Below are 16,068 nucleotides of genomic sequence, written 5' to 3'. Positions count from 1 at the left end.
GAGGCGCCGGGCGACCAGCACCCGCCGCGCCGCGACCCGCGCCCGGGCCACCGCGCGCCGCAACACGGCCCGGCCCTGCGCGAAGGACCACGCCCAGCCGATCGGCGGCTGGGCGAACTTCGCCAACCACGGCACGGTCGTGAAGTCCGAGTTCGGTCTCTACAGCGCCGACCACGGCGGTGCCGCGGCGCGCCAGTTCGAGGAGCTGGTCCGCGGCGCGGCGGACGTCCCGGCGACCCAGCCGGTCATCGCCGTCTACGGCAGCGCGGACCAGGGCGACCAGTCCGCCGGTCTCGAGCACAGCGGCCCCGCCGGCGCCGACCTCGTCGGGCGCACGGAGGGCGATGCGTTCTTCCGCGCCTGGAAGGACGCGGGCGCCCGGATGACCGCGACGCCGAGCTTCGGGGTCGAATGGACCCGCTTCTGCTTCTGCGGCCGACAGGCCAGCGACGGCGGTCGCGTGGACACGCAGGGCCGCATCGGCGCCCCGTTCCTGACGGGCTCCGAGGAGGGGCGCGGGCCGCTCTTCGACATCCTCGGCAAGGACCTCGAGGGGCTCACGCTCCCCGCCCTGGACCCGGTGCAGGGCGGGAAGGTCGTCGTCCCGATCGGGAAGTGGTCGGAGTTCTGGCCGATGGTCCTCGCCCGGATCGGCGACGGGGCGATCGTCACGATGCCCGGCGAGCCGACGATCGGCATCGGCGAGCGCACCCGTGCGGCGGTGCTCGCCCGGGCCCGCAAGGCCGGCGTCGAGCGCGTCACCATCGCGGGGCTGTCCAACGACTACCTGAACTACATCACCACCCCCGAGGAGTTCGACAAGCAGCAGTACGAGGGCGCCTCGACGGTCTTCGGCCGCCACTCCGGCACCTTCCTGACCGACCGCGCCGTCGACCTGGCGACGGCGCTGGCGGGGGACCCGATCACGCTGGACACGAAGCCCTACGACGCCTCCAACGGCGTCCGGGCGAACGGGCCGGCCTATCCGGCGGGCGCGGCGGCCGGGCGCGTGCTCGACCAGCCGAAGGACGTCCCGCGGCTCGGCCTGGCGTCCGTCGCGTGGCAGGGCGCGACGTCGGGCGCGGACAAGCCCGTCGACACCGCCTTCATCACCGTCGAGCGGCAGGACGGCTCGGGCTGGGTGGCGGCGGACAACGACCTGGGGTCCGCGATCGCCTGGCGCGTCGACGACGCCGGCCGGTACACGGCGACCTGGAACCCGCCGGAGACGACGCCCACCGGCGTCTACCGCTTCGTGATCACCTCCCCGCGCTACCGGTTGACCTTGGGGGCGTTCGCGGTGCGGACCAGCGACGCGCTGGAGGTGCGCCGACGCACGGCGACCGGTGGGAAGGCGCGCGTCGAGGTCGGCTTCCCGGTGCCGCGCACGAACGTCGACCTGATCGCGCGGCCGACCATCCTGCAGCGCGGCACGGTCGCGTTCCGGGTCGGCGACCGGACGGTGAGCGCGCCGATCGGGAGCGACGGCACCGCCACGGTCGACGTCCCCGCCGGCGCGTCGGTGAGCGTCCCCGCGGGTGCGGCGAAGGACGTCGACGGCAACACGAACGCCGCGGCGCTCGCCGTGGCCGGGACGGGCTCGTGAGGCGCACGGGCGGCGCGACCGACCGCCGGACCCCAGGGGTGCCCGTCCGGGCGCCCGACCGCCGCACGACCCGACGGGGGCGAGCGACGGCGGTGGCGCTGCTGGTCGCGGTCGCGGCGCTGGGTGCGGGTGCGGCGTCACCCGCCTCGGCGGCCCCGGGCGACACCTCGGTCTTCGCGACGATCGGCCCGCCCGGCTACCCGGCCCACGCGTACGTCCACCCGGACGGGCGCGTCTACGAGGGCACCTACGTCAACCACGGGGCGCCCGGCGTCCCGTCGAAGGTCTTCGAGTTCTCCGCGACGGGCGGCGCGCCCGTCCGCGCATGGACCGTCCCCGGGCAGGACACCTCGGCCGGGGAGCAGGGCGTCCAGGTGACCACGAGCGACGCCCGCGGCCGGCTCGTCCTGCTCGACAAGGCCCCGGCCCGCGCGCTGCTCCTGGACCGCGACACCGGGACGTTCGCGCCCTACGCCACGTTCCCCGACCTGAAGCCGTGCACGATGGTCGCCTACCACGTCGACTGCGAGCCCGGCAGCGCCGACGAGCTGCCGATGCCCAACTACGGCGTCTGGCTGCCGGACGGCTCGTTGCTGGTCACCGACTACCAGCAGGACGTCGTCTGGCGGGTCCCCCCGGGCGGCGGGAAGGCGTCGGTGTGGCTCGGCCTGGACCGCTTCCGGGCGTCCGAGTTCGGCCTCGCGGGGATCGAGCTCTCGGCGGACCGCAGGACCGTCTTGCTCATGCAGTCCTCGAGCCTCGGCGGGGACGGCGTCGACATGCTGCAGGGCAAGCTGCTGGCCGTCCCGCTGCTGGCGGGCCAGCTCCCGGGGACGGTGCGCACGCTGTGGACCTCGGGGCTCTTCGACCTCCCCGACGGCTTCGCGGTCTCCAAGGCCGGCAACGTCTATGCGGCGCTCGTCGGACCGACCGCGTCGCAGGTCGTGAAGCTCGGACCGGGCGGCGAGGAGCTCGGCCGCTTCGGCCTGCCGATCGTGGGGACGAACGGGTCGCCGATCCCGTTCGACGCGCCCTCCAGCGCGATGTTCCAGGGCTCCCGGCTGCTCGTGGCCAACCAGAGCGCCGTCTTCGGCGTGACCGGCAACCAGGCGATCCTGGCCGTCGAGACGGGGGAGACCGGCGTTCCCGAGCTCGTCCCCGTCGGCGCGGGCGACCCGCCGACGGCTCCCGCCCCGGCGCCCGCCACGACGGCGAGGACACGTCTGCGGGTCACGGTCGCGCCGGGCCGGGTGCCGCTCGGCCGCCGGACGGTCGTGCGGCTGCGCGTGACGGCGTCGGTCGCCGGCGTCCGGCGCTCGATCGCCCGGGCCAGGATCCGCGTGGCGGGCCGGTCCCTGCGGACCGACGCGAAGGGCCGCGCCACGGTGACGCTGCGCCGGACGACGACCACGACGCTGCGGGTCGTCGCGACGGCCACGGGCCACACGGCGGGCCGCGCGACGTTGCGGGTGCGGCGGCCGTAGGGGGCGGGCCGCGCCCCTACCGCGGGCGCTTGTCCATCAGGCGCAGCCAGGTCTCCGTGCGGGTCGGGAACGCCGGGGTCGCCCGGTCCAGCACGTCGAGGGGGACGCGCCCGGCGACCGCGATCGTCGCGGCGTGCAGCTGCTCGGCGATGCCCGCGCCCGTGAAGGTCGCCCCGACGAGGATGTTCGCCTCGGGGTCGATCACGAACCGGGTCGTCCCGCCGGCGCCCTTGCCGATGAAGCTCGCGCCGGCGTTCCCGTCGGACGGGACGTCGATGGCGATCGCGTCGATCCCCGCGTCCTTGGCGTCCTGCAGCGTGTAGCCGACGGCCGCGACCTGCGGCTCGGTGAACGTCACCCGGGGGCTGCGGCCGCCCTCGAGCTCGTCGGGGGCCAGCGCGGCGTCGGCGTCGCCGAGCACGTGGTCGGCCATCACCCGCGACTGGCGCTTGCCGACGTGCGTCAGGAGCGCCCGCCCGTTGACGTCCCCGACGGCGTAGAGCCAGTCCGTACCGCCCGCGAGCAGGTGGGCGTCCGTGTCGAGGTAGCCGTGGTCGTTCGGCGTCACCCCGACCGCCTCGAGCCCCAGGTCCCCGGTGCTCGGCGCGCGGCCGGCTGCCACCATCAGCTCCGCCGCGTCGATCGACTCGCCGCCCTCGAACGAGACGCTGACGGTGCCGTCGGGCTGCCGCGCCGCGGACGCGATCGTGACGCCGACGCGCACGTCGACCCCGTGCTCGCGCAGCCCGTCCGCGACCTGCTCGCCCGCGAACGGCTCCTCCTTCGCCAGGAGCTGCGGGCCGGACTCCAGCAGCGTGACCGTCGCGCCGAGCGACGACCAGGCCAGCGCGAGCTCCGAGCCGATCGGCCCGCCGCCGATGACGATCAGCGACTCCGGGACCTCGTCGGCGTTGGTGCCCTCGCGGTTGGTCCAGCCGGCGGCCTCCTGGAGGCCGTCGACGGGCGGGAACGCCGGGACGGTGCCGACGGCCACGACGATCGCGCGACGGGCGGTGATCCGCAGCCGCGGCTGCTCGGCGCCGACGTCGCGGACCTCGACGGTGCGCTCGGCGACGAGGCGGCCGACGCCGCGCTCCAGCCGGATCCCGCGATCGTCGAGCCACGGCAGCTGCACGCTGTCGTCCAGGTCGTGGACGACCTCGTCGCGGCGGTCCAGCACGACCTGCGGGTCGGGGGTGCCGGTGACGAGCTCCCGGACGCCCGGGACCCGGGCGATCTCGGCCATCAGCTCGACCGGCCGGAGGAGCGCCTTCGAGGGCATGCAGCCCCAGAAGGAGCACTCGCCGCCGACGAGCCGGTCCTCGACGAGGACGACGTCCAGGCCGCCCCCCGCCAGCTGGCCGGCGGCGACCTCGCCGGCCGGACCGGCTCCCAGGACCACGACGTCGGCTTCGGTCTCGTGCACTGCGACTCCTCGTTCTGCGGACCGTCCGCCGGGCTCGGCGGACGGCGGACGTCGACCCGGGGCGTGCGCCACCGGGACCGTCCACTGCGGAACTCCTACCCGATCGGCCCGCGACCGGCACGGCGCCGACCCCCTCGGGGACGGACGCGGCCCACCGGGCCGGGTCCCCGGGGACCGCGTCGACCGCGCCGGAGCGGCCGCGCGGCCCGCGCTACCGCAGGCCGCGGAAGGTGGTCCAGGTCGAGCGGGTGCCGCCGTCACGGGTCTTCAGGCCCGACTGCCAGCTCTCGCCCGTCGACTGCGGGTCGCGCAGCTGGTACCAGACGAACGACCGCACCTTCTGCCGCCTGGCGATGCTCCACGCCCGCTTCAGGTAGGTCCGCGCCCGCGACGTCGAGATCCGGTCGCTGCCCGTCGTCTTGTAGGCGAACTCGGTCAGGTGGATCGCCCGGGCGGCCTTCGCCGGCAGGCGCTTCGTGCGCGCGGCCTTGCGCAGGTCGCTCCTGGCGTAGCCCAGGTTGCCCTGCGTCCAGTCGTCGCGGTCCCTGCGCTTCCGGCGCGGATCGGCCTTGAAGTCGTAGGTGTGCAGCGAGACGCCGTCGGCCTTGACGGTGTGGGTGCGGCGGCTGCCCCTGGCCTTCCACCGCGACGTCAGGCCCAGGACCTGGCGGGTGAACGTGCCGGCGTCGGTGGACTGGCCGTTCGGGTAGTTCCGCGAGAGCGGGCGGTCGTAGGGCAGGAGCTCACCGAAGAGCACCCGGTTCCTCGAGCTGACCCGCTTGACCTGCGTGTAGGCGATCCCGTGCAGCTTCCGGTAGAGCGCCGCGCCGCCGCGCTTGGGGATGTGGCGGTACCAGTTGGGCTCGTTGATCGGCGCGTAGTAGAGCCGCGCGCCGGTGCCGTCGAGGCTCTCGGCCAGCGCGCGGATGTAGGTCGTGTACGACCGGGAGGAGACCTTCGAGGCGGCGGTCGGGCCCTTCCGCCTGCCCCGTGGGTTGAAGGACGCGTCGCCCGAGATGTTCGGCGCGATCTCGACGGAGCGGATGCCCCGGGCGACGCCCTGCTCGATCGCGGCCCTGATGCGCGCGACCTGCCCGGCGTCCGGCGCCGTCGCCCGGCCGTCCCACGACGTGTTGAACCGCAGCATGCCGACCTTCGCCGCGCGGGCGTCGGTGTAGAAGGCGCCCGTGAGGCCCGGGACGTTGACGGTCATCTCCTGGTCCTGGAGGCCCTTGACCGGCGCGGCACCCGCTGGGCCGGCAGGCAGGAGCGCCGCGGAGACGGTGGCGGCCACCACGAGGCGGCCGGGACGGGGGAAGCGCATCCGGACATCGAAACACACCGCGGACCGGCCGGATGCACCGGCGCGCGCGTGCGCCGGGAGGCGCCCCGCCGCGCCGCACGGCGCGGGGACGGACGTCGCGCCGACGCGACAGCGCCCGGCGAGCGGGGGACGCCTGCCCCGGAACGACGGACGCCGCCCCCGGACCAGGTCCGGGGGCGGCGTCGATCACACCGGGGCGGCCGCGCGGGGCGGCCGGGGGTCCCGGGCTACTTCAGGCCGCGGAACGTGGTCCAGGTCGAGCGGCTGCCGCCGTCGCGGGACTTCAGGCCCGACTGCCACAGCTCGCCGGTCGACTGCGGGTCGCGCAGCTGGTACCAGATGAACGAGCGGACCTTCTGCTTCTTGGCGATGTCCCAGGCGCGCTTGAGGTACGTCTTCGCCTTCGACGTCGAGATCTTGTCGCTGCCCTTGGTCTTGTAGGCGAACTCGGTCAGGTAGATCCGGCCCGCCGCGGACTTCGAGATGCGGCCGGTCTTCGCGGCCTTCTTCAGGTCGCTCTTGGCGTAGGCGAGGTTGGCCTGCGTCCACTGGTCGCGGTCCTTGCGCTTCTTGCGCGGATCGGCCTTGAAGTCGTAGGTGTGCAGCGACACGCCGTCGGCCTTGACGGAGTAGGTCTTCTTGCTGCCCTTGGCCCGGTACTTCGAGTCCAGGCCGAGCACCTCGCGGACGAAGTCGCCCGGGTCGGCGGACTGGCCGTTGGGGTAGTTCTTCGACTTCGCGCGGGCGTAGGGGAGGAGCTCGCCGAAGAGGACCTTGGCGCTCGAGTCGGCCGCCTTGACCTCCTTGTAGGCGATGTTCACGAGCTTGCGGTAGAGCGTGGCCCCGCCGCGCTTCGGGATGAAGCGGTACCAGTTGGGCTCGTTGATCGGCGCGTAGTAGACGACCGCGCCGGCGCCCTTGAGGCTGGTGGCGAGCGAGCGGATGTACTTCGTGTACGCCGAGGAGGAGATGAGCGACGCGGCCGTCGGACCCTTCTTCTTGCCGCGCGGGTTGGCCTTGTCGTTGCTGGACAGGCTCGGGGCGACCGTGACGGTCCGGATGCCGCTGGCGGCACCCTGCTGGATCGCGTTGCGGACCAGGGCGACCTGCCCGGGGTCCGGCGTCGAGGACTTGCCGTCCCAGCGGACGTTGTAGCGGGTGATGCCCACCTTCGCGGCCTTCGCGTCCGTGAAGAACGACGAGGACAGCTGCGGGTTGTTGACCGTCATGTCCTGGTCCTGGAGGCCCTTCACCGGGGCGGCGTTGGCCGCACCGACGGGCACCAGGGCCAACGCGGACGCTGCGGCCGTGGCCGTGAGGAGTCGAGTGGCTCGGGGGAGAGTCATATCTACAGGGAACACCACATCGGGCCGAAAGTGTCGGTCGCCTGGCAGAGACCTCATCGTTCTCTCAAGAACGCGGGTCGGTCCGGGCCCCTCCCGGGACGCCGGACCCGCGAGCCCGTCCGGCACGGATACGCTGCGCCGATGACGCAGGAGGCCCACCACGCGGAGCACCAGTCGGCCGCCGTCGTCGCGGCCGACGCGCTGGGCGTCTTCGTGCGGGCGATGGCCGGCATCGAGCAGGCGACGCCGGAGAGCGCGCACTTCTACGACGGGCTCTGCGAGGCGGTCTGCCGCGCCGTGAAGGTCGACCGCTCCGTGATGTTCCTCTACGACGAGGGCCTCCGTCGCGTCCGGCCGGTCGGGTCGCACCGGATCGACCGCGACCGCTTCCCGATCGAGGGCGTCGGCATCGAGGACGCACCGCTCTCGCGCGTCTGCCTCGAGGAGGACCGGGTCGTCGACTCGCTCGACGCCAACGACGACGAGCTGAACCGCCCCGACCTGCAGCAGCTGCCCCAGGGCGACCTCGCGTACGTGCCGATCGCGGCCGGGGGCACCTGGTACGGCGTGATGGTCGTCGAGCAGACGACGGGCGAGCCGCTCGGCGACGCCCAGCGTGACGCGCTCTGGATCGCGGGCAAGGTCGTCGCGTTCGCCGCCGAGGCCCGCCGCGCCACGCGTCACCAGGAGCAGGCCCGCCAGCTCGAGCACCGCCTGCTGCTCGTCCGCCAGGTCCACGAGCAGGTGATCCAGCGGCTCTTCGGCCTGAACCTCGTGCTCGGCTCGGGGACCGCGCTGGAGGGCGAGGCGCTCGAGCGCGCCCGCGTCGAGGTCGAGGCCACCCAGGCCGATCTGCGGCAGCTCCTGCACGGCCCGCAGCTGACGACGGGCGCGCCGACCGCGATGCGCCTGGCCGAGGAGGTCGAGCGTCTGCGGCGCGCCCACGCCACCGTCGAGCTCCGGGCCGACCTCGAGGACGGCGTGGAGGTCCCGCTGCCGCTCGAGTCGCTCGCGCAGTCCGTGCTCGGCGAGGCCGTCCGCAACGCGCTGAAGCACGGCGAGCCGACGGTGCTGCACGTGTCGCTGACGCGTCGCGACGACGCGCTCTCGCTGACGATCGACTCCGACGGCGTGCGTGGTTCCGCGGGCGTCCCGTCCGGGTCGGGGCTGGGCCTGCGCCTGGCCGCGGTCGAGGCGCTGCAGGTCGGCGGGCTCCTGGAGTTCGGGGCACGCGGGGACGGTGAGTGGCGGGTGCGTCTGCTCCTGCCGATGGGTGACGAGACGGAGGTGGGCGCATGACCCGAGAGGTCGGACGGACGACGGTGCTCCTGGTCGACGACCACGAGGTCGTGCACTGGGGGCTCCGCGCGCTGCTGTCGGGGCAGCCGTGGGTGGCGCGCTGCCTCAGCGCCCACAACGGGCAGGAGGCCGTCGAGCTGGCGGGCCGCTACGCGCCGCACGTCGCCCTCGTGGACCTGTTCCTCGGGACGGAGTCGGGCGCGCAGCTCTGCGAGCGGCTGCGCGAGACGGAGCCCCGCACGAAGGTCCTGCTGATGTCCGGCTCCGGCCGGATCTCCGCCGCCGCCGCGCGGGCGGCCGGTGCCTCGGGCTTCGTGCCCAAGGACTGGCCGGCCGCCGACGTCTGCCGGGCGGTCCGCACCATCGCCGCCGGGCGCACGGTCTTCGAGGGCGTCGCCGGTCCGACAACGCCCGCCGGCCTCTCGCCGCGCGAGCGCGAGATCCTCGGCCTGATCGCCACCGGTGCGACGAACCCCGAGATCGCCGGGACGCTGCACCTCTCCCCGCACACGGTGAAGGAGCACACGAGCTCGCTCTACCGCAAGCTCGAGGTGCGCAACCGCGCCGAGGCCGTGCGGACGGCGGACCAGCTCGGCCTCCTCTGAGGCCGCGGCACCCACCGGCGCGGTCGCCGAGACGGGGCCCACCTCCCGCCCCCGACGCCGAGGCCGTGCGGACGGCGGACCAGCTCGGCCTCCTCCAGGGCGACCACCGGAGGCCCGCCCCCGCCGCGACGGTGGGGGCAGCCCCCGGATCTCCTCCTCCCGGGGGGTTCCGCGGCCCGCTGGACGGCCTGTCAGCCCGCGTTGGTGCAAGGCTGTCGCGCCGTGAGCGTTCGTACGGCAGTCCTCTTCCCCGGCCAGGGCGTCCCGCTGGAGGGTGCGGGGGAGGAGGTCGCTCGACTGCGTCCCGACCTGCTGGCCGCGGTCGTCGAGGCGGTCGGCGAGGATCCCTTCCGGCGAGCGGCGGAGAGCACCCGCTTCACCCAGCCCGCGATCGTCTGCTCGTCGCTGGCCCGCTGGTCCGCCCTCGGCCTGGACGCGCCGGAGGCCTTCTTCGGCCACTCGCTCGGCGAGATCGTGGCGCTCGCCGTGTCCGGCGCGATCGACGAGCGGGAGGCCCTGGTCCTCGCCGCCGCCCGCGGCCGTGCGATGGCCGACGCCGACCCGGAGCGGCTCGGCAGCATGGCCGCCGTGCGCAAGGGCGGGATCGCCGCCGCCACCGAGCTGGCCGAGCAGCACGGCCTCGTCGTCGCCTGCGACAACGCACCCGGGCAGGTCATCATCGCCGGCCTGATCACCGGTCTGGACGCCGCGGCGGAGACCGCCAAGGCGTCGGGCAACCGCGTCCGGCGGCTCGACGTCGCCGGGGCGTTCCACTCCCCGCTGATGGAGCCGGCCGTCGCGGGCCTCCAGGCCGCAATCGACGCCACGACGTTCCGCGAGCCGCACACCACCGTCTGGTCCGCCGTCACCGCCGCCCCGATCGACGATCCGCCGCGGCGCCTGATCGACAGCCTCACGCACCCCGTGCTCTTCCGGCCGGGCCTCCTCGCCCTGCACGCCACGGGGATCCGCCGGTTCGTCGACGCCGGCCCCGGCGAGGTCGCCGCGGGCCTGGCCCGCAAGACGTTCGCGGACGCCGAGGGCGACGACGTCGTGGAGGTCGAGGTGCCCGCGATCCCCGCCGGAGAGGGCTCCGCGGCCGCGACCGGGGATGATGCCTGACATGTCCGCGGCGTCCCGGCAACACCCCACCTCCCCCGGACCCGTCCGCGTCGCGCCACTCGGCGTCGGTGCGGCGCTGCCCGACGGTGTCGTCACGTCGGCCGAGATCGAGGAGCGCCTCGGCCTGGACCCGGGCTGGCTCGTCAAGCGCACCCACATCCTCGAGCGGCGGATCCTCGCCCCGGGCGAGAAGCTCACCGACCTCGCGCTGCGTGCCTCCCAGCGCGCGCTGGAGGACGCCGGCGTGCCGGCCTCCGAGGTCGACTTCGTCATCGCCGCCTGCCTGCAGAGCGACGACATCGCGCCGTCCATGGCGGCCGTCGTCGCCGACGGCCTGGGGACGGACCACGCGGGCGGCTTCGACCTCTCGTCGGGCTGCAGCGGCTTCGTCGCCTCCGTCGCGACCGCGGCGGGCCTCATCGAGTCCGGCCGCGCGCGCACGGTGGTCGTCGTCGCCGCCGAGGCCATGAGCCGCCTGACCGACAAGACCGACCGCGCGACCGCCGGCCTGCTCGGCGACGGCGCGGGCGCGATCGTCCTGCGCGGCACGACCGCCCCGGCGGACGACGCGCACCCCGGCATCACCGGCCGGTCGATCTTCGGCTCCGACGGCGCCAACGGCGGCACGGTCCGCGTCGCCACCGACCACCCGTCGGTCTACGACGAGGGCGAGTTCGGGCCGGGCAAGGCCGGCCAGGTGCAGATGAACGGCTTCGACACGTACAAGACGGCCGTCAGCCGCTTCGAGTCGACCGTCCGCGACACCGCGGCGGCCAACGACACGACGATCGACGACGTCGACCTGATCGTGCTGCACCAGGCCAACGGCCGGATCCTCGACGCGGTCCGCAAGCGCCTCGACGTGCCCGAGGAGCGCCTGGCGACCTCGGTCCACAGCCACGGCAACACCTCCGCCGCCTCGATCGCCCTGGCCCTCGCCGACGCGCGGGAGCAGGGCCGCGTCGTCCCCGGCACCCGCCTGCTGCTCGCCGGGTTCGGCAGCGGCCTGGCGTGGGCGGGCATCACCATGACCTGGGAAGGGGCCTCCGCATGAGCCCGAAGGACACGAGCTGGCCGCCGACCCGTCCCGAGGACGGCTGCGCGCTGGTGACCGGCGGCTCCGGCGCGATCGGCGCGGCGACCGTCAAGGCGCTCGCGGCCGACGGCTGGCCCGTCGTCGTCCACTACGGCCGCGGTGCCGAGCGCGCGCAGGCCGTCGTCGCGGCGGTCGAGCAGGCCGGCGGCACCGCGGTGGCCGTCGCGGCCGACCTCGCCGACCCGGCCGCGCCCGAGCAGCTCCTCGCCGACGCGGTCGCCGCGCTGGGCCCGGTCCGGGTGCTGGTCAACAACGCCGGCATCACCCGCGACAACCTCGCGATGCAGCTCACCGACGACGAGTGGCAGTCGGTCATCGACGTCGACCTGACCGCGGCGTTCCGGCTGATCCGCCCGGCGCTGAAGACGATGATCCGCGCCCGCTGGGGACGGATCGTCAACGTCTCGTCGGTGATCGGCCTGAAGACGAACCCCGGCCAGGCGAACTACGCCGCGGCGAAGGCCGGCCTGCTCGGCCTGACGCGCTCGGTCGCCGCCGAGGTCGCCCGCCGGAACGTCACGGTCAACGCCGTCGCGCCCGGCTTCGTCGAGAGCGAGATGACCGAGGGCATCCTCGAGGGCCTGGTCGACCACATCCCGGCCCGCCGCGCCGGCCGGCCGGAAGAGGTCGCCGCGACGATCCGCTTCCTCGCCTCGCCCGAGGCCTCCTACGTCACCGGCTCGACGCTCGTCGTCGACGGAGGCCTCGGCGCCTGAGCCGCCCGTCCACCCCGGACGGACGGTCGCCGACCGCCCCCACGACCGGCGGGGATGACCCCCCCGGTCGGCGGTCGCACCACGACGCACGGGTCCCCGCCACGGGGACCGCGTGTAGTCATGAACCACCAGCTCTTCCCCGCAGCACGCAGCACGAACCACCGAACCCCCGGAGAGACCACCACCGTGTCTACCCCCACCCGTGAAGACGTCGAGACGCTCGTCCTGAGCTCGCTCGAGGAGCTGGGCGCCGAGTCCGACGCCCTGAACCCCACCGCCACGTTCGAGGACCTCGACGTCGACTCGCTCGACCTGGCCGAGCTCTCGCAGATCGTCGAGGAGCAGTACGGCGTGAAGCTCCAGGGCGAGGACGTCGCCAAGCTGCGCACCGTCGAGGACGCGGTCAACCTGATCACGGAGCGCGCCGCACAGTGACCCGCGCGGCGATCACGGGCGTCGGTGCCGTCACCCCGCTCGGGGTCGGCGCCGACGCCCTGTACGACGGCTGGACCGCCGGCAGGTCGGGGATCGTGGACGGCGAGGGCGCGTGCCGCGACTTCGTCGTCACCGACCACCTCACGAAGAAGGAGGCGCGTCGCGCCGACCGCTCGAGCCAGCTGCTGCTCGCCGCGGGCGACGAGGCCCTCCTGCAGGCCGGCTGGGGCGCACCCCGCTCCGGTGAGCTGCCCTACGCCCCCGAGCGGATCGCCACGATCATCGGCTCCGGCATCGGCGGCTTCATCACCCTGACGAACAACCACGAGGCGCTGCTCCAGGGCAAGCCCGTGTCCCCGCTGGCGATCCCGCTGCTGATGGCGAACGGCCCCACGGGCCAGATCGCCCTGCGCCACGGCCTGCTCGGCCCGAGCTGGGGCACCGTCTCGGCCTGCGCCGCGGGTGCCCACGCGATCGGCTCCGGCCTGCGCGAGCTGCGCGCCGGCACCGCGGACGCCGTCGTCGTCGGGGGCACCGAGGCCGCGCTCGTCGGCCTCGCCCGCGCCGGCTTCTCGGCGATGGACGCGCTCTCGCCCACGGGGCAGTCGCGGCCGTTCCACCGCGACCGCGACGGCTTCGTGCTCGCCGAGGGCGCCGCCGCGCTGGTCATCGAGGACGAGGAGAAGGCGAAGGCCCGCGGGGCCACGATCCTCGGCTACCTCGAGGGTGTCGGCTCGTCCCAGGACGCCCACCACCTGACGGCCCCCACGCCCGACGGCTCCGGTGCGTCGCGCGCCGTGATCCAGGCGCTCGCCGACGCCGGGCTGTCCGCCGAGGACATCGACTACGTCAACGCCCACGGCACCGGCACGCCGCTGAACGACCGCTCCGAGACGGGCGCCATGCGCATCGCGCTGGGCGACCACCTCTCGAGCACCCCGATCTCCAGCCTGAAGTCCGCGATCGGCCACACCCTCGGCGCCGCCGGCGCCATCGAGGCCGTGGCGACGACCCTGGCGCTCCGCGACCGCGTGGCGCCGCCGACGCTGAACCTCGACGTCCCCGACCCGGAGCTCGACCTGCTCCACGTCGTCGGTGAGCCCGTCGCCCTGCGCGAGACGCCGGGCCGGGCCCCCCACGCGCTGTCGACCTCGTTCGGGTTCGGCGGCCACAACGCCTGCATCGTCCTAGGAGGCGCCGCATGACCCCCCGCACCGCGACCGCATCGACGCGGCACACCGCCGCCGGCTCCCCGGCCGCCGCGTCCACGAAGGCCGCCGCCGTCGCCGGGCAGGGCGACCTGACCCCGCTCGGGCGCCTGGAGGCGCTCTGCGACCCCGGCTCCCTGCGCCTCATGCGCACCGCGGTGCTCTCGCCCACCCTCGGCGACCGCGCCACGCCCGGCGACGGCGTGCTCGCCGGCGTCGGCACGGTCGGCGGCCGCTCCGTCGCCGTCTTCTCCGAGGACCCGGCGCTCCTGGGCGGCAGCCTCGGGGCCCGGCACGCCGAGACGATCGTCCGGCTGCTCGAGATGGCCGGCGACGCCGGCATGCCGGTCGTCGGCTTCATCTCCTCCGCCGGCGCCCGGCTGCAGGAGGGCCTCGAGGCCCTCGCCGGCTACGGCCGCATCTTCGCCGCGCTGACGCGGCTCTCCGGCCGCGTCCCGCTGATCTCCGTCGTCTGCGGCGTCTGCGCCGGTGGCGGCGCGTACGCCCCGGCCCTGACCGACGTCACGATCATGACCCGCCGCGCGCGGATGTTCCTGACCGGTCCGGGCGTCGTCCGCGAGGTCACCGGCGAGGACGTCTCCGCCGAGGATCTCGGCGGTCCCGACGTCCAGAAGAAGAACGGCGTCTGCCACCTCGTCGCCGACCACGACGACGACGCCGTGCGGATGACGCGCGAGCTGCTCGGCTTCCTGCCCTCGCACTCCGGCGAGGAGGCCCCGCGCGCCCGCCCGGTGCCCGCGCCCGCGTTCGACCCGTCGGTCCACGTCCCGACGGAGCAGCGCCGCGGCTACGACGTCCGCGACGTCGCCCGGGCCGTCGTCGACGGCGGCCGGATCATGGAGATCTCGGCGGCGTGGGCCCCGAGCGTCGTCACCGCGCTGGCGCGCATCGACGGGCGCACGGTCGGCATCGTCGCCAACCAGCCGAAGGTCATGGCCGGCACCCTCGACGCCGAGTCGGGCCAGAAGGCCGCGCGCTTCGTCCGCTGGTGCCACCTCTTCGGCGTGCCGCTGGCGGTCCTGGTGGACACGCCCGGCTTCATGCCCGGCTCCGAGCAGGAGGGCGGCGCGGTGATCCGCCACGGCGCCAAGCTCGTGCACGCCTTTGCCGAGGCGGACGTCCCGAAGGTCACCGTCGTCCTGCGCAAGGCGTTCGGCGGCGCGCAGATCGCGATGAACTCCCGCGCCCTGGGCGCGACGCTCGTCCTCGCCTGGCCGTCCGCCCAGATCGGCGTGATGGGGCCGGAGCAGGCCGTGGGCATCATCGAGCGCCGTCAGATCGCCGCCGCCGACGACCCCGCCGCGAAGAAGAAGGAGCTCGGCGCGGAGTACGCCGCCGAGCACCTCACGGCCGTGGGCGCCGCGCAGCTGGGCATCGTCGACGAGGTCATCGACCCGGCCGCGACGCGCGACCGGCTCGTCTGGGCGTTCGGCTCCCTGCGCCGCCCGTCGGCCTCCGAGCAGCGCGCCCGCAACTTCCCCATCTAGCTCCGCGAGGCCCCAGTGACCGTTCCCCCCGTGCCCGCCGGCCTCCTGGCCGGCCGTCGCCTCCTGATCACCGGCGTCATCACGAAGGACTCCATCGCCTGGCACGTCGCCGCCCGGGCACAGGAGGCCGGCGCCGAGATCCTGCTGACCGGCTTCGGCCGCCCCAAGCGGATGACGCAGCGCGCCGCGAAGACCCTGCCGACGCCCGTCGACGTCCTCGAGCTCGACGTGAACAACCCCGACGACCTGGTCGCGATCGCGAAGGAGATCGACGAGCGCTGGGACGGCCGCCTCGACGGCGTGCTCCACGCCATCGCCTTCGCGCCGTCGGACGCCCTCGGCGGCAACTTCCTGGAGACCCCGGCCGAGAGCGCGATGACCGCGTTCCAGACCTCCGCGTTCTCGCTCAAGGCGCTGGCCGCCGCGCTGCTGCCGGCGCTCTCGAAGTCCGAGCACGGCGGCTCCGTCGTGGGCCTGGACTTCGACGCGCAGGTCGCCTGGCCGATCTACGACTGGATGGGTGTGGCGAAGGCCGCGCTGGAGGCGACGTCGCGGTACCTCGCCCGCTACGCCGGCCCGCACGGCGTGCGCTCCAACCTCGTCTCCGCCGGCCCGCTGGGCACGATCGCCGCGCGCGGCATCCCGGGCTTCTCGCAGCTCGCCGACGGCTGGCACGAGGCCGCGCCCCTGGGCTGGGACGGCGCGGACCCGACGCCGACGGCCGACGCCGCGCTGTTCCTGCTCTCGCCGATGGCCCGGGCCATCTCGGGCGAGATCCTCCACGTCGACGGCGGCGTGCACTCCTGCGGCCCCGTCGGCCACGGCCCGCCCGCGCCGGCCGCCGCCGACGCACCGGCGTCCTGACGCCGCCGTCCGGTCGCTCCACGGCGCCC

General features: G+C 74.8%; 14 protein-coding genes. 11 read left to right on the top strand and 3 right to left on the bottom strand.

All coding sequences use genetic code 11. The features are described from left to right. On the top strand, positions 1 to 1,606 hold a 1,606-nt coding region (locus Q7T67_RS19545), incomplete at its 5' end, for a neutral/alkaline non-lysosomal ceramidase N-terminal domain-containing protein (RefSeq protein ID WP_304793857.1). Between the two features lie 92 nt (positions 1,607 to 1,698). After that, a complete protein-coding gene (locus Q7T67_RS19540; protein WP_304793854.1) occupies positions 1,699 to 3,090 on the top strand; it encodes an SMP-30/gluconolactonase/LRE family protein in 1,392 nt (463 codons plus the stop codon). 16 nt (positions 3,091 to 3,106) lie between these two features. Here Q7T67_RS19540 and Q7T67_RS19535 read toward each other — a convergent pair whose 3' ends face one another. From Q7T67_RS19535 to Q7T67_RS19525, 3 genes are all read right to left on the bottom strand, one after another. Beyond that, positions 3,107 to 4,516: an NAD(P)/FAD-dependent oxidoreductase gene (locus tag Q7T67_RS19535; RefSeq protein WP_304793851.1), complete on the bottom strand. Its 1,410-nt coding sequence runs from the start codon at positions 4,514 to 4,516 to the stop codon at positions 3,107 to 3,109. A 211-nt stretch (positions 4,517 to 4,727) separates the two neighbouring features. Further along, positions 4,728 to 5,840, bottom strand: coding sequence for a hypothetical protein (locus Q7T67_RS19530; protein ID WP_304793848.1), 1,113 nt, complete (start codon positions 5,838 to 5,840; stop codon positions 4,728 to 4,730). A gap of 227 nt (positions 5,841 to 6,067) precedes the next feature. Next, positions 6,068 to 7,123, bottom strand: coding sequence for a hypothetical protein (locus tag Q7T67_RS19525; protein ID WP_304793860.1), 1,056 nt, complete (start codon positions 7,121 to 7,123; stop codon positions 6,068 to 6,070). A 204-nt stretch (positions 7,124 to 7,327) separates the two neighbouring features. Between Q7T67_RS19525 and Q7T67_RS19520 the strand changes: the two genes are divergently transcribed. The 9 genes from Q7T67_RS19520 to fabI all read left to right on the top strand — a co-directional run bounded on the left by Q7T67_RS19520 (position 7,328) and on the right by fabI (position 16,039). Further along, positions 7,328 to 8,485 carry a GAF domain-containing sensor histidine kinase gene (locus Q7T67_RS19520; protein ID WP_304793845.1) on the top strand — a complete coding sequence of 386 codons (1,158 nt, stop codon included), beginning with the start codon at positions 7,328 to 7,330 and terminating at the stop codon, positions 8,483 to 8,485. After that, positions 8,482 to 9,090 (top strand): response regulator transcription factor, encoded by a 609-nt coding sequence (locus Q7T67_RS19515; protein WP_304793842.1) that lies wholly within the window; start codon positions 8,482 to 8,484, stop codon positions 9,088 to 9,090. The genes Q7T67_RS19520 and Q7T67_RS19515 overlap by 4 nt, the downstream gene beginning before the upstream one ends. Before the next feature lie 222 nt (positions 9,091 to 9,312). Beyond that, complete coding sequence (locus Q7T67_RS19510) at positions 9,313 to 10,212, top strand: ACP S-malonyltransferase (protein ID WP_304793839.1); 900 nt, start codon at positions 9,313 to 9,315, stop codon at positions 10,210 to 10,212. Position 10,213: 1 nt separating this feature from the next. Beyond that, on the top strand, positions 10,214 to 11,266 hold the full coding sequence (locus Q7T67_RS19505) for a 3-oxoacyl-ACP synthase III family protein (protein ID WP_304793836.1): 1,053 nt from the start codon (positions 10,214 to 10,216) through the stop codon (positions 11,264 to 11,266). Beyond that, positions 11,263 to 12,024: a 3-oxoacyl-ACP reductase FabG gene (fabG, locus tag Q7T67_RS19500; protein WP_304793833.1), complete on the top strand. Its 762-nt coding sequence runs from the start codon at positions 11,263 to 11,265 to the stop codon at positions 12,022 to 12,024. Before Q7T67_RS19505 ends, fabG begins: the two co-directional genes overlap by 4 nt. A gap of 120 nt (positions 12,025 to 12,144) precedes the next feature. Continuing rightward, positions 12,145 to 12,459, top strand: coding sequence for an acyl carrier protein (locus tag Q7T67_RS19495; RefSeq protein WP_304793831.1), 315 nt, complete (start codon positions 12,145 to 12,147; stop codon positions 12,457 to 12,459). After that, a complete protein-coding gene (locus Q7T67_RS19490) occupies positions 12,456 to 13,664 on the top strand; it encodes a beta-ketoacyl synthase (protein ID WP_304793828.1) in 1,209 nt (402 codons plus the stop codon). The genes Q7T67_RS19495 and Q7T67_RS19490 overlap by 4 nt, the downstream gene beginning before the upstream one ends. After that, positions 13,661 to 15,175, top strand: coding sequence for an acyl-CoA carboxylase subunit beta (locus Q7T67_RS19485; RefSeq protein ID WP_304793825.1), 1,515 nt, complete (start codon positions 13,661 to 13,663; stop codon positions 15,173 to 15,175). Before Q7T67_RS19490 ends, Q7T67_RS19485 begins: the two co-directional genes overlap by 4 nt. 30 nt (positions 15,176 to 15,205) lie before the next feature. Continuing rightward, a complete protein-coding gene (fabI, locus tag Q7T67_RS19480; RefSeq protein ID WP_304793822.1) occupies positions 15,206 to 16,039 on the top strand; it encodes an enoyl-ACP reductase FabI in 834 nt (277 codons plus the stop codon). Positions 16,040 to 16,068 lie beyond the last annotated feature (29 nt).

The sequence above is a fragment of the Patulibacter sp. genome (genome assembly GCF_030655195.1).
In the GTDB taxonomy this organism is placed as follows: domain Bacteria; phylum Actinomycetota; class Thermoleophilia; order Solirubrobacterales; family Solirubrobacteraceae; genus Patulibacter.
The sequence above is the reverse complement of the archived record's forward strand: the minus strand, read 5'-3'. Positions and strand labels throughout refer to the sequence as shown.